This is a genomic window from Mucilaginibacter endophyticus (assembly GCF_003351025.1).
GTDB classification, from domain to species: Bacteria; Bacteroidota; Bacteroidia; order Sphingobacteriales; family Sphingobacteriaceae; genus Mucilaginibacter; species Mucilaginibacter endophyticus.
This window is the reverse complement of the sequence record NZ_QPCG01000009.1, coordinates 59,567-74,660: the sequence shown is the minus strand read 5'-3', so window position 1 is coordinate 74,660 and position 15,094 is coordinate 59,567. Positions and strand designations below refer to the sequence as shown.

Sequence of the window (15,094 nt, the reverse complement as noted above, 5' to 3'; positions counted from 1 at the left end):
CCTGTTGCTCTTATTTAATAGCATATTCCTGGTATTGATAACCTATTTTTCCATCGTCTGAAATACCTTCAATCGTAAGAGCTATATTTTTTACCTCAGCGCTAACAGGAAACTCCAATACCGATTGTCCTTTATCATTAGTTTTTACTACCGGGTTCCAAAACAGAGTTTCGGGCGAATTCCTTTTTGTCCTATCGGCTACAGGATACTTCGGCACATAAAATTCCCGGTATTTTTGATAACCGTTATAAGTAAAGTTAATTACACCAGGTGTTGATGTAACCGTGATATCCTCCGGCTCATCCATCTCATTATAATTAATGCCACCTTTTTTCGTGGTGATCACCAACACACCGCCGCTGCCAGCCAGGCCATAAGCTGCAATTAATGAGCCTGAACGCAGTACTTCTATACTCTGCACATCGCGTGCAGGTATGCTGTTTAAGGATATCTGGCCTGGCTGTATCGGAACTCCGTCAAGCACAAATAACATTGGTTTGTTCAATCCGCTGGTGCTGTAAGGCACTTTTGTATAGCCATGGCTAAACGGGTCTTTTTTTATTCTAAAATATACGCCCACTAATCTTCCCTCCAAACAAATTTCCAGGTTATCGCAATGGTTGAGGTCTTTATAGGTTATGATTTGATTGGCATTTCCTGCACCATTAAAGTTTGCCGATGGCGCGACAGCCTTTTCAGTGGCGCTTAGTTTTTTTGATTTCACCACAACTTCACTTAACTGGCGCGTTCCGTTTTTGATGGTGTGCGCTTGATTAGTTGGGGATTGTGCAGGGTAATTTGACAGTTCTTCCTTTATAACATGGCTGGTTGAATCGGCAGGTGCAAATTGATCAAGAATAATGTTGATATCTTTACTATCTGTAGATGCTATTACCGAAAATTGATGTTGCTCCTGCAGTTCGGGCAAATTAAAAGTAAACCTTCCTTTGCTATCGGTCACGGTGCGTATTGTAAATGCCGAATCGCCTTTTGATACCAGCATAACATTTTGCTTGGATAAAGCTGAGCCTTTGCCTGTTTGTATTTTGCCGCTTAACGTTTGTTGTGTTTGAGCCGGGTAAATCACATCCGGAAATTTACCGGCTAAAAGATCTTTCCATATAAATCTTCGCCAACCCTGTGTCAGCATTAAATTATCGAGCTGTAAGCTGATTTGCGGTTCCCGGCTTTTGAAGTAATGGTCGGGATATTCAATGTAGCCACTAAGATCGGATGTCAACAGCAGATCGGATAAAATAGAAGGAGTTGAGGTTGTGCTATCAACCGGAGCTTTTCTGTTTACAACAGCAACTGAAAAATTTGCGCTAACCGGATTGGCTAACTGATCTGTAGCCTCAATCGGGATTTGAATAACAGAATTTGTTGATGATACTTTTGGCGTACCTACATTTAACCGTAGCTGATCATGCCGGTCTATAAATATCAAACGTTCGGCTTTAGGTTCTGAAAGGTTATTAAAAAGGGTGAATTGAACAATGCCGGTGGGTAGCGTTCGTTTTGGGATGGAAATACTGCCCTGATTGCCAGTAAGATTAAGTTTTGTTAAGCTGATCAGCTTATTGTTTGCCTGAGCGGCCAGCCAAACCGGTTCAGTAGTGTTTAAGCCACCGGCCATCACTTGTACAATCACATTAGCTTTATCCTGATTATTTACAGCCAAAGCATATCCGGAGGGTAAGGCAGGGGGTAAAGTGATCTTTTTTGTAACCCCATCCTTAAACCTGACATGGGCTTCATAACTATGGCCTTGAGTAGGTGTAAGATTAAACCTGCCCATGCCCGCAAATGAAGATTGAAGGTTTGACAATATCTTTCCGCTTTCATCGGTAATTGTTCCTGACACATCTTCGCCCAATCCCGTATTGCCAATGGCTTTAAATGCTATAACTGATGTAATACCGTTTACCAGATCACCACCTTCGGGGAAAAATTGAATGTTGTGGAGTTCTTTACTATTTGTCTTTTGGGTTTCTCTGGAGATATTCTGTTTTGAATTTGCCGGGTTGTCTATTTTTAAGGTGGTACGATAAAATAATTCAGGTTTGAAATTTCGCATCCAGGCGGTGTAGGCGCGTAAGGTATAAGTGCCTTTTTCCAAGCTGTCTGGTAGGGCAACCCAACCGGATACGCCGCCATCATCAATAGGAAACCGGAGTTCGATAACACGGGAATCCTGATTGTTTAAAAGATCAATGTATAATACTTTGCTTAGGTCTGTAAGCTGATTGTTTTGGGCATTTACTACATAAGCCCTAAAGCGTAAGGTATCGCCGCTTGAGTGATAATTTCTATCCAAATGCAGGTGCACTTTTTCCTGCGGAAATTTCTCTCCCAATTGTTGTAAAAGCGGGAAGATTCTGCTTTCAGGACTTACTGTTTGACCAAAAGCAACCATCCTGAAAAAAATAGCGGGCAGGAGAAAAAGCAAACCTTTTTTAATGATCATAAGGCAATAGGTAATGGTTTGTTAAAATCCGGTATCGGTAAGCCGGAGCAAGTGCGTACTGACACTTGATTGTTTATAACTGGCTGTTTAAAGCAAGATAAAAATGCCTTATTATTTATTCAACCTATTAGTCAAATACTCTCATTGTTTGGTTGTTTTATCTCGTTTTACACGAAAGTTGTTGTTGTACCGGCTGGTAATCAAGAATATTGGATAAAAAACTTGCCGAACGACAAAGGGAAATATGTCAGCGAAGCAAAATTTGATTAATCGATAGCTCCTGAATTTTTTATTGATATCCGGCTGCCTGTAAGTTGAAAAGTTCGGCATAGCGGCCATTGTTGGCCATAAGCTGTTCATGTGTGCCGGCTTCAAGAATACTGCCCCTTTCTAATACAATGATCCGGTCGGCCAGCCTTGCTGTTGAAAACCGGTGTGAAATAAGCACTGCCGATTTGCCCCGGGTTAAAGACGAAAAACGCTGGAAAACCTCGTACTCAGCACGGGCATCAAGAGCGGCTGTTGGCTCGTCAAGAATAAGCACTTGTGCCTCTTTCATATAAGCCCTGGCCAGCGCAACTTTTTGCCATTCCCCGCCAGATAGTTCCACCCCCTCGTTAAACCGCCTGCCCAGCCATTGGTCATATCCCAATGGAAGTCTGGCAGCCAATGTATCGGCGAGGCTCTCATGTGCTGCCTTGCGGATCAATTCAATATTGGCCTGCTCATCAATATTTCCAACCGCGATATTCTGCGAAAAGCTCATCTGGTAACGGATATAATCCTGAAAAATAATACCGAGGTTTAGCCGGAGATCGGCAATGTCGTAGTTTCGCAGGTCGGTGCCGTCCAGCAGGATACGCCCCTCAGTAGGGTCATATAAGCGGGCAAGTAATTTAACAAGTGTAGTTTTGCCTGCGCCGTTTTCACCAACCAATGCTATTTTTTCGCCGGGTTGCAAAGTAAAGTTCAGGTGCCGGTTGGCCCATGATTCGGTATTGTTATATTTGAAGCCTACATCTTCAAATGTGAAGCCTTGCTTTATCGGTTTTGGAAATGGCAAAGGAGATGAGGCTACAGTAATTTTGGGTTTGATCTCAAAAAACTCATGAAAATCATTGAGGTAGATGGCTCCCTGTGATACCGATGTAAAACGGTTTAACGAATTTTCCATCAGGCTGCTAAGCTGCCGGAAAGACCCGGCAAGGAAAGTAAGTGTACCTACCGAAGACTTACCTGTAACCGTTTGATAAATAATGAACCCATAAGCCGTATAATAGCCGGCGCTACCCAAAACAGAAAAGAAAGTGCCCCAGGCCGAGCGTCTTACAGCAAGTTTACTATTATCGGTATAAAATTTATCTGATAGCGTTTTAAAGCGGTTGATGATAAAATCAGCAAGGCCAAAAATCTTAACTTCTTTTGCCGTTTCATCGCTTGCGCCCAGGTAGCGTACATAATCCAGCTCTCTTCTTTCAGGAGTCTGGCTCCTTGTTAAAGCGTAATTTTGACTGTTAAAATAGCTTTCGCCCATAAATGACGGGATAATGGATACGAGTAATAGCAGGATTAACCAGGGGTTTAAAGTTAATAAGCCGGTAAGCAGAAAAGCGATGGATATAAAATCTTGTATCTGGCTCATTACTTGCGATAAAAGCACCGTGCGGCCTACGGTTTGCTGCCTTGCCCGTTCCAGTTTATCATAAAATATAGAATCTTCAAATTGCTCGAGATCAAGTGTGGCCGCATGGCGCATGATGCGCATGGATGTATAGTTAGAAAAAAGATCGCCAAGCAGGCTATCTATCAGGCTTATCATCCTGTTTAAGCCGTCGGTTACTATAGCCAGCAAAAATTCGATGATAACCAATTTCCATAATTCGTGCTGACTTCCCCCGTGGCGGTTAAGCAATACCACTTGGTCGATGATTAGCTTGCCAACGTACAATAGGGCAACCGGCATAGCCGAACGGATAATACGCAGCAGAAAGCTCATTGTTGTTTTGCCCGGACTGCTTTGCCAAACCAGCCCGAAAAATTCAGGAAGGTTACTTAGTGCAGACAGCCGTTCTTTGAATGAGATCTTTTGCTCGGGTTTGATATTTCTTGTTTTAGCCATCCGCCACCTTTAATAAGTGCGATGTTAAACAAATTAATATTCAAATGCAGATAATCAGCATACTTATGAACATTTACTGACTAAACTTATGGTGCCTCAAATAGGGAGATATTTTATCTGTTTTGATGCCTTAAATTTTGTACAGGTTGAAAGTAAATAAAGATCAATTTGCGCAATCGATTGAATGATTTCCTTTCATTTCCTACTTTGGTAAGATAAATACTATTAAAGTACATGCCATCAGTATACTTATAATCGTTTAACAACTAAACTTATTTCGTTTGAAATAGATTTGTGCAATCGATTGAATAATTAATTTTTATTTCTATCTTGGTAGGATAAACCGCAAATTTCAATTTTTCAAAGTTATGAGGCCAGTGAAGCTACTGATGCAGTACTGTGCATGGGACGGAGAAGATCTGTCGCAATTTGTGATAGCCGGTGCTGATAAAAAGTTTGTTTGGGGCAAAGGCCTTTGTTAAGGGAGACAAATAAGGGTTTGGAATGATAAAATACATACATGATTTATGTAAGGTATGCCAGGACTGATAATCCGAATGGTGTAGAATTGTACAAAAAAAGGCCTGCATCACCTTTGTGTACCAGCGATAAATGATAACAATCTTTAAATAAGAAGAAATGAAAACCACAGCTTTGTTTTTCTTACTCACATATGCCGTGATGGCAAAGGCGCAAAATACCCCGCCGGTAAACTTTACAGCCGATCAGGATCATCAGAATATGATGAAACAATTGGGAATTAAAACATTGCGTAATGGTCCCAGTGGCGATGAATCGGCTCCCAACCACGCCAATTATGACGAATCGTTAGCAAACCCTTATCCGGATTTGCCCGAAGTACTTACTTTAAAAAACGGCAAAAAGGTTACTACCTCCCAAATGTGGTGGAAGCAAAGACGCCCCGAGATTGTGGAAGATATGGAGCGCGAAGTTTACGGTCGTATCCCCGCCGATGTACCCAAAGTAACATGGACAGTAAAAGTGACTGATAAAGAGCGCGTTGGTTTCTTTCCGGTGATTGCCAAACAACTGATAGGGCATGTTGACAACGCGGTATATCCGCTTATTAACGTAAACATTGAAATGACTGTGGTGTTACCCGCCAATGCCAAAGGCCCGGTTCCGGTGTTGATGATGTTTGGCCGAAGTGTTTTACCTGCACCGGCGCAGCCCCCTGCTGCTGATGTTGAAAAGGTTAACAACGCGTTAAAGGAATTACTGGTAAAAGATCATCCTGAACTGAAAACTATTTTTGAACAGTATCCGGCTTATAATCCGATAGCTGAACAATCTCCCTTTGGGCCAGGCGGTTTTCCGACGATGAAAGGTGATCCGCCGACAGCCACTCAACTGATAGCCAACGGCTGGGGGTATGTACTGATAGATCCTGCTTCGATCCAGGCGGATAATGCCGAAGGTTTAACCAAAGGAATTATTGGATTGGTAAACAAAGGTCAGCCGCGAAAACCTGAGGATTGGGGGGCTTTGCGCGCCTGGTCATGGGGAGCAGCACGCGCCCTCGATTACCTGGAAACAGAATCCGCCGTAGATGCTAAACATGTGGGTATTGAAGGGGTATCCCGCTATGGAAAGGCGGCGCTGGTAACGTTGGCCTTTGAACAGCGGTTTGCAATGGGATTGATTGGTTCGTCGGGAGAGGGTGGGGCAAAGCTGCACCGCCGCAATTTTGGCGAGGCGGTTGAAAGCCTTACCGGGGGCGAGTATTATTGGATGGCCGGCAACTTTATGAAATATGGCGCTGCAGAAGGTAAGTTTGGCGTCAAAACCGCAAAAGACATTCCGGTAGATGCGCATGAACTGATTGCCTTGTGTGCCCCACGACTTACTTTTATTAGCTACGGTATCCCTGAGCAAGGTGATGCCAAATGGCTCGATCAGCAGGGGAGTTATATGGCAACTGTAGCCGCCGGCCCGGTATTTAAGCTGCTTGGCGCAAAGGACCTTGGTGTTTCAAGTGATTACAAAACTGAAAAAATGCCGCCGGTAAATACCGGTTTACTTAATGGAGAACTGGCCTGGCGGCAGCACGACGGAGGCCATACCGATGCGCCAAACGTAAAATATTTTATTGCATGGGCAAATAAACTGATGGGCTATGGCAAGGAGGGTGCAGATAAAAATAAATGATTTTAAAGGCGCATGTTTGCATCAATTGTAAACAGGATTTTAAAAACTGCATCCTGCAGCGGGTGTAATTCCTTCCTTATCCTGTGTTAACGATGGATTACCTTTTTTGAAGGTCACTATCCAGATGCTGTCAAAATCATTATCGGGCCATTGCAGGTCTTTAACTTTAAGGCCTAAAGCTTTCAGCAAAGGTTTAAGCTCGTTGTGTTCCCAAACAATAAGGATGGTGCCTTTTTTTGATGTAAGCTCCTTGGCCATGCCGTTATCATCTTCTTCCTCAAAACTACTGTTGATGGTAAGGTTGTATTTTACAGCAAATGGCGAGATAGTTTGGAACATACGCGACCTCGGGGTTGATTTGCCCTGGTGCATTGCCGGTACATAAATATGATCGGGCAAACCAAATTTGGCTTTTAAAACCTCAGGCAGTTTAAGCGAACGGTTAAAGCCGGCACAGGAAAGGTTATCTCCTACTTCGGGCTTTTCGGCATGACGGATAAATACCAGTTTCAGGTTTTTCCCCTGGCCGCAGGCGGTGAGGCTGGCCCAACCGACTATTAAAAAAAGTATGAATGTTCTTTTTATCATGCCGGTTATGGTTAGCGTTTTATTCAACAGAAACTGTTAACCCTTCCTGCTGAAGGATTTTGCGGTAGATCTCCATCTCGGTAAAGGAGCCTTCAAGTACGGCGCATTTGCCTTCATTGTGTACTTTCCAAGCTATCTTTTCGGCTTGCGGTTCAGAGTAATCCAGGTACTTCATCATACAGTGGATCACGTGATCAAAAGTGTTAAAATCATCGTTCCAGAGTATCAAACGATGTGTCTCTTTAAGTCCTGCAAGTAACTCTTCGAGGGTAAATGTTTCTTCCTGTACTTCGGTTGGCATACGTAACTACAAATTTACTCAAAAACAATAATAAAAGTGTTAAAATCGTGTTCCATGGTCTTAAAAATCATGTTACACACAAACCCCTAAAAAATTTCACATGAAAAAGGCATACCCGGCTTTTGCTTTGGCATTAGCTGCACAACTTTTAACCGCTCATCATTCATCTGCTCAAAACACAAAAAACAATCTGCAAGGCCCGCCTGCTAACATCAATGTTGACGGCGACCTGAAGGAGTGGGGCGATAGTCTGCGTTATTATAACGACGAAAAGAAGTTAAATTATGCATTGGCTAATGATAAGGATTACCTGTATGCCGCCATCAGGGTGAGTGACAGGCTTGATAAAATGAAAGTGCTGAATGCCGGTATTACTTTAACTATAGATCCCAAAGGAAAAAAGAAAGATAGTTTTACCCTTACTTTTCCGTTAGCCGCCCCTGGCGAAAAGCCCGAGTTTCCAAAGCCCAAAGATGATAACGGAGAGATTACTCAGGCAGATCGTGACGAGCTGATGCGCGAACGCATAACCAAGTTAAGATATATTAAGGTTGTTGGCTTTAAGGATATAGAGAGTGACATGATCACCACATCCAACACCTATGGTATTAAAACTGCCATAAATTATGATGCCAACGGCGACCTGGTTTATGAGGCTGCTATTCCATTAAGTTTTTTTCATGCCGGTAACGATACTTTTAAAAGTGAATGGGCTTTCAATTTTAAAATAAATGGTTTTCAACGGCCAACCGGTGGTGGGGCAGGAGAAGGCGATCATGATGGCGGCGGCTTTGGCGGCGGCGGTCGTGGTGGCAGAGGTGGAATGGGCGGTGGCATGGGTGGCGGTCGTGGAGGAAGGGGTGGCCGTGGAGGCATGGGCGGCGGCATGGGCCGTGGAGCAGCAGGAGGAGCCGGCGAAATGTCAAAATCGGTTGATTTTTGGGAGAAATATTATTTAAGCTCCAAATAAGTTTTTTAAAAGAAAAAGTCCGAAAGAAATAAGCATTGCTCAAATCTTTCGGACTTTCCCACTACGGACTTCCAACTTAAACTATTCCACTTTATACCTGTAAACCTGTCTGCCCAGATTACCATTGGCATCGATGCCTTCAATGGTTACCCGGTAAATACCACGGGTATCGGCGTTGAAATAACTGAAGGATGCTTCGCCCGTTTCATTAGTAACAATGTTGGGCTCCCAGAAAATTGTGGTACGATAATCAGGGGTATTGGTATTAACATTTGCTGCAGTGTATTTAGGCGAGTAAAATGTACGGGCTTTATAAAAACCTCTAAAAGGATAAGTAATTACACCTAGTGACGAACTGGCACCGGTTACATAATTATCTCCACCTTGTTTGGTGGTAATAGCAAGGGCACCTCCCGGAAATTCAGAACCAATCGCTACTGCATAGGAAGCTCCGCGTAAAACTTCTATGCTATAAACATCCGCCGCGCTAATACTATTCAAAACGCTGCCATCTAATACGGCACCATTCAGGAGAATCGCCATTTTTTTATTGTCGCGGCTATTGATGGGATTTCCGTTTACATCAAATATTACCCCAAAAATCTGGTTTCTCAGACAGTCGGATAGTTTAGTGCATCCCACAAGTTTTTCGCCCATAATAACTTGGTCTGGTGGTGGGCCTAATTTTCCTGCAGAGTAACCTCTATAGTTTGCTTTATTTGTTTTGGTAGAGCGGATAGTAACCTCTTTTAAAACAGTTGTATCTGTGCCTGCGTATCGTTTGGTAGTGATATAAATTAGCGGATGGTTTGAATCACTAATAGGTGGCTGCCATATTAAACTTACACTTTCTATTTCATCTACTCTGTAAACTGAAAGCAATGACGCGTCTAATGCTGCTCCGTCAACTATAATTGTTCCATTGCCGTTAAGAATGTCATTTTTGGCCGCAGATACGTTGATATGAGCAAGGGGCTCATTCATGTATAATGCATCCTTTAATGAAGCGTCTTTGTCCACTCTTAATTTAGCCATATTAACAGCGCGCTGTTGGAAGGAGTTGTTGCCGTTAAACTGAGTAGGTTTAAATTGCTTTTTATCCTTTATTACTACTTCATTAAGCACAACCCCGTTTTGCAGTGAGTCTTTTTTTTGCTGAATAGAAGATGCCATCAACTCCGATATTGAAGGCGGCTGCCATTTGGTTGTTATATCGCTTAATTTTTCAACTTTTGGATAATCGGTCTGCTTAACAAATATGGTTACATTTTTTCCATCGTTTTGCTTGCGGGCCTGAACCAGCAGGTGGGAAGTGTCTGAAACATCAACATCTTCAAATTTAAAATCACCATTCAGGTTGGTTACGGTATCTGCATAAAAGTTTTCCCTGTTGCCCAGCAATGTAACCTTGCCGTTGGGTATCGGCTTTCCCCCCGGGGTTTGTAGTGCCCCTGCAAGGCTCAGGGATTTTTCGGCTTTAAAATCTGGTTGTTCCTGTTTTTCGCTTAAAGTTTTGCGCCACTCAAAACCATGATAGCCCTGTGTAAGCATGAGCATATCCAGGTCGCTTTCGGTTTTATCAGTAATGTTATTAAAATAGTAATTAGGTTGCTCAATATATCCCTTAAGGTCGGATGTCAGGAGCAGGTTATTGAGTATGGTGCTTTCGGCATTTTGATTAAAAGGAATACGGCTCTCGTTTATTACAGATACAGAAAAAGCGCCAACTACCGGCTTGCTGGCGTTATTAGCGGCCTCCATAACCACAGATACTGCGTTTCGCGTCGCGAATTTTTGAGCGGCTATATTCAACTTAAGTTTCAATGTGTCGTTGGCGCGTATAAACGCTATCCTTTCATTAAGTGGTTCTGCATCGGCACCAAATAAGGTAAACTGGGCTATCCCTGATGGAAAGCGTTTCTTTTCAATCTTGAATGAATAACCGGGGTCTTCAAGTTTGAAAGAAGTAGTGTAATAAACCTTGCTTCCCGACTGCCCAACCAGGTAGTAGTAAGCGTGCTGCTTTGCCCCGAGGGTTTTAGAAGAGGTTGTTAATTTGATATTAATACTGTCAGTAAGCCGATTGTTCACTGTCATGGTAAAACCTTCATCGCCGGCTTTGGGAAGATCAACAGTAAAAAAAGGAATGCCGTCTGTTGCTATTTTCGCTTTATAGGTTTTACCTGCCCGTGGAAGCAACGCAAATATGCCCATACCGAGGTGAGTGGTTTCAAATTCAGCAACTTCGTTACCGTCATTATCGGTTATTGAGCCTTTGGCATCCCGCCCAAGTCCGTTTTGGCCAATTACTTTAACTGCTATTTTAGATCTTAGACCATTCACCAGGCTTCCACCTTCTGCAAAAAACTGAACGTCAGGTTTATTTTCTGTAGCAGGTTGGTTTTGTGGTTGATTTGCTCCGAAAACCGGGCGGCCGTTTACCTGGATCCGCTGATCAAACATGGCTGCAGTTCCCTGGTTTCGCATCCAGTTGGTGTATGCTCTCAGACGGTAGCTGCCGGCTTTATAATTGCCGGGCAATACAAAATCGCCCCAGGCCACACCGTTGGTAAGTTTCAGGTTAATCCGCCGGGCAACAGAATCTTTGGCATTAATAAGTTCAACATGTACCACGCCGCTTATATCTGATAATTGATGTTCGGCACCGGTTACCGTATAAACTTTAAACCAGATGGTATCGGTGATATTGTAAAATGGCTTATCTAAATGCAGATAAACTTTTTCAGTGGGTTTGTCGGTTAATTGTTTGTTTGATAGTGCAACGGCTTTTTTCAAAAAGCTGCTATCGGTTTGAGCAAATGATTTTAAGTTAAGCAGCAATAATACGAGTAAGGGGATTGCACGTAGATATTTCATAAGGTTTAGTAGGATTGTAAGTGTCCTGTATGACTCTAAAATATCACAAAGGATTAATAATATCCACTAAAAAAATAATATTATTCTACCTTATATCTATAAACCTGTCTGCCTAAGTTACCATCGGCATCAATGCCCTCAATTATTACACGATAGATACCCTTAGCGTCGGCATTAAAAAAACTCATTGAGGTATTACCATCCTTATCGGTTATCAAGCCTGGCGACCAGTAAATGGTGCTTCTAAGATCCTGCATCTGCGCATTGGTTTTAGGATCATCATATTTAGGCGAATAAAATTCACGTGCTCTGTAATACCCTTTAGGTGCATAAGTGGCAATACCCGGTGCATATTTGTTATAAACAGCATCGCCACCACCACGTTTGGTGGTTATAACTAAAACACCGCCCGAACCTCTTGCTCCATAAATTGCTGTGGTACCAATTGTTCTTAATACTTCAACAGTAGCAACATCGCTTGGCGTAAGGTTATCCAAAAAATCCGATTCAACATACGCGCCGTCAAGTATAATTTGCATAGGCGTGTTTGGGCTCCGGGTAGAATATGGGATACCGTTTCTGAATGTTACAAAATTAAGCCGGCCCTGCAGTACCTGCGAAAGCATCCCTCCGTATATCAGATCTTTACTCGTAAGTGTTTGATCGGCATTGCCGGCCCCGTTAAGGTTCGCCGAATTTTTGAATGGATTTTCCCGTTTCTCTTTTATCACCACTTCTTTTAGTACGATGGTATGGTTGCCTATACCATATTTTACCTGCTCGTCATAGAGTTTTTTGCTGTTTAAAAGATAAGCTGATGCCCCATCATTGATGTTTACCTGGATATCGGGTGCGTTTTTATTTGGGCCAACAGCTTGCGGTGTTATCTTATCAAGGGTGATGTCGAGGTTTTTGCGGTCTTTAGCGGTACGTGCCTGGATCACAAATTTTATACTATCCCTAAATACCAGATCTTTAAAAGTAAACTTTCCTTCGGCATCGGCAACAGTATCAATAATGAAGGTGCCTCCTGCTGTCGAAAATAAGGTAACCTTACCGTTAGGTACCGGTTTGCCGCCAAAGGTTTTAAGATGACCTGTTACTTCAAGGGATTTCTCGGGCTTGAAAACTATCGGCGTAAATTTACCGGCAAGCAGTTGTTTCCATTCAAATCTGTGGTATCCCTGGGTAAGCATCAGGGCATCAAGATTAGCCTTTGTTTCGTTGCTTACATTGGTAAAGTAATAGTTTGGCTTTTCGATATATCCCTTCAGATCGGAAGTGAGTAGCAGTGTTGAAAATATTGAGCTTTCGTTAGCCTCGTCGGTATTAACTTTCGACTCATCAATAACCGATGCCGAAAAACTACCTATAATGGGTTTGTCGCCGCTGGTTTTTGCATTGAGGTTAATGGTTACTTTTTCCCGCGGTTTGTAGCTTTGTTTTTCTGATGTAACGGCAAGCTTAAGCTGGTCGGGGTTTTGAATAAAAACAAGGCGTTCATTCAATGGTTCGCCGGTTGCTGAAAATAAGGTAAACTGTACTATACCCGATGGGAATTTGTCTTTAGGAATGGCTGCCGAAAAGGATGTTGCTCCATCCTTGCTTTTCCCAGCATAACAAAGCTCTCCGCCTGATTGTGCTATAAGCGTTAAGCCCGACAAGGATGCTGTTCCGTTTGCTGCATTTTTACCCGGAATGATAGACACAAATACTTTATCATCACGCATGCTGTTAACGCTTAATACATAGCCATTGTCAACCGCTTTGGGCAAATCAAAAATGCCTTCAGAGCCATCGGCATAGGTGATATGTGCTTTGTATGTTTTGCCGCTTTCGGGTTCGAAATTTACGGTACCCATACCAAAATGGCTCTCGCCCAGCGCCGAGATCTGGTTATTTTGATCGTCGGCGATATAGCCTTTAACGTCAACGCCCAAGCCATCGGCTCCAACAGCTTTGAAAGCTACCTTTTCAAAAATGCCGTTAATTAAATTTCCGCTCTCCGGAAAAAACTGTACATCAACTTTGTTAGATAATGTTTTGATAGGTACGGCTTTCGTAATGGTACGCTTATCGTCAAGTTTAACTTCGGTATTGATGTGCCCGGTTGTGATTGCAACAGGTGAGTTGTTGGTAAAGCTGGCTGTAAGGTTGCCTTTATCGTCGGTTATACCTTTTCCTTTCGCAATTGATTTGCCATTTATTTCAGCCTCATAACTTACAGGTTTATTAACGTAAGGTATACCGTTTAGGTCAGTATAAGTAATTACGGCCGTTACCTTCTGTTTACCGTTTAATGTGCTGTAGCTATAGGCGGTTTTGGTAAATACTTTATTGCTAATGCCGTTTACTACAGTTATGGTTTTATCAAAGAAATAAGCTTCGCCCTGGTTACGCATCCAGTTGGTGTAGGCGCGGATCCGGTAATTCCCTTCAGACATGCTGTCTGCCAATGCAAAATCGCCCGCCGCTAAGCCTGCTGTTAAAGGGAGTTTAAGGCTGCGTTTTACCGAATCATTATCGTCAATCAGGTCAACATTCAGGGTTTCACTGTAAGCCGAAAGTTTATGCTCACTGCCAATGGTAACATAGGCTTTAAACCAGATGTCCTCACCAATAGCATAAGAGGGTTTATCAAAATGGAGGTAAACTTTTTCTTGCGGATACTCGGCGCGCCATTTATCAAGCTGCGCGATGATTTTTGTTACCAGTTCATCGTCGGGTATTATAAAAGCTAAAGCAGTACCAATAAATAAGGTGATAAGGGTTACAACCGATAGTCGTTTGAAGTTCATAGGTAGTAAAATGGTGACTACCAAGATACGCAAAAAGTACTAAGTCTGAAGTTCTGAGTCTGAAGTCTTAAGTTCGAAGTCTTGAGTCAAAAGTCTGGCTTTTTCTATATTCAGAACTTACGACTTTCGACTTCAGACTTTCGACTTAAACAACTACCACTTATTCTTCCACATCATACTTTCAACCGGACGGGTAGTAGGGTTGTTGTATTTGGCGTTGGCTTTGCTGTTATATAAAGTTTCAATTTCGCCTTCAACCACAAAATAAATAAGCTGACCGATTGGCATGCCAGGATAAATGCGTACCGGCTGAGCACATGAAATTTCAAGTGTCCAGGTATTGCAGAAACCAACATCGCCCTTGCCAGCGGTTGCATGGATATCGATACCTAAACGTCCGGTACTTGATTTGCCTTCCAAAAACGGCACATGACGATGGGTTTCGGTGTACTCCATGGTAACGCCCAGGTAAAGTGTGTTAGGCTGAAGCACAAAGCCATCTTTAGGGATTTCAAAGCCATCAATCTCGTTATGAACTTTAGCATCCAGCACCCGGTTACGGTAGGTAGCCAAATATTTACCCAAATGCACATCGTACGAGTTGGTACCCAGGTATTCGCGGTTAAATGGTTCAATAATAATATGGCCTTGTTCAATTTCTTCGAGGATGCGCTTATCAGATAGTATCATACGGGCAGGTTATTGCTGCCGCTAAATTATAAAAATTAGCCCAATTGCTTCCGGCTTTTGTGAACAATATGGGAAAGCGAAAGGCGTTGATATAATACGGAAACTACCCCTAAAC

General features: G+C 42.7%; 9 protein-coding genes. 2 read left to right on the top strand and 7 right to left on the bottom strand.

Annotation, left to right across the window (positions count from 1 at the left end; genetic code table 11):
- Positions 1–10: 10 nt before the first annotated feature.
- Entirely contained in the window at positions 11–2,467 is a 2,457-nt protein-coding gene (locus DUL71_RS27550; RefSeq protein ID WP_114941050.1) for a TonB-dependent receptor plug domain-containing protein, read from the bottom strand.
- Positions 2,468–2,756: 289 nt separating this feature from the next.
- Positions 2,757–4,586, bottom strand: coding sequence for an ABC transporter ATP-binding protein (locus DUL71_RS27545; protein ID WP_114941049.1), 1,830 nt, complete (start codon positions 4,584–4,586; stop codon positions 2,757–2,759).
- Positions 4,587–5,225: 639 nt separating this feature from the next.
- Between DUL71_RS27545 and DUL71_RS27540 the strand changes: the two genes are divergently transcribed.
- Positions 5,226–6,755 carry a glucuronyl esterase domain-containing protein gene (locus tag DUL71_RS27540; RefSeq protein ID WP_114941048.1) on the top strand — a complete coding sequence of 510 codons (1,530 nt, stop codon included), beginning with the start codon at positions 5,226–5,228 and terminating at the stop codon, positions 6,753–6,755.
- A gap of 39 nt (positions 6,756–6,794) precedes the next feature.
- On the opposite strand, the gene DUL71_RS27535 is transcribed toward DUL71_RS27540, so the two are convergent.
- Positions 6,795–7,343: a histidine phosphatase family protein gene (locus tag DUL71_RS27535; RefSeq protein ID WP_208645663.1), complete on the bottom strand. Its 549-nt coding sequence runs from the start codon at positions 7,341–7,343 to the stop codon at positions 6,795–6,797.
- Positions 7,344–7,362: 19 nt separating this feature from the next.
- Positions 7,363–7,644 (bottom strand): ATP-dependent Clp protease adaptor ClpS, encoded by a 282-nt coding sequence (locus DUL71_RS27530; RefSeq protein ID WP_112568816.1) that lies wholly within the window; start codon positions 7,642–7,644, stop codon positions 7,363–7,365.
- A gap of 100 nt (positions 7,645–7,744) precedes the next feature.
- Here DUL71_RS27530 and DUL71_RS32430 point away from each other — a divergent pair, with 100 nt between their 5' ends.
- Positions 7,745–8,614 (top strand): DOMON domain-containing protein, encoded by an 870-nt coding sequence (locus tag DUL71_RS32430; protein WP_208645662.1) that lies wholly within the window; start codon positions 7,745–7,747, stop codon positions 8,612–8,614.
- An 81-nt stretch (positions 8,615–8,695) separates the two neighbouring features.
- On the opposite strand, the gene DUL71_RS27520 is transcribed toward DUL71_RS32430, so the two are convergent.
- The 3 genes from DUL71_RS27520 to dcd form a co-directional block, all read right to left on the bottom strand.
- The gene (locus DUL71_RS27520) at positions 8,696–11,491 is read right to left on the bottom strand and encodes a TonB-dependent receptor (protein ID WP_114941047.1); all 2,796 of its coding nucleotides are present in this window, start codon (positions 11,489–11,491) and stop codon (positions 8,696–8,698) included.
- An 80-nt stretch (positions 11,492–11,571) separates the two neighbouring features.
- A complete protein-coding gene (locus DUL71_RS27515) occupies positions 11,572–14,289 on the bottom strand; it encodes a TonB-dependent receptor plug domain-containing protein (RefSeq protein ID WP_114941046.1) in 2,718 nt (905 codons plus the stop codon).
- A gap of 153 nt (positions 14,290–14,442) precedes the next feature.
- Positions 14,443–14,979, bottom strand: coding sequence for a dCTP deaminase (gene dcd, locus DUL71_RS27510; protein WP_112568810.1), 537 nt, complete (start codon positions 14,977–14,979; stop codon positions 14,443–14,445).
- Positions 14,980–15,094: the final 115 nt, after the last annotated feature.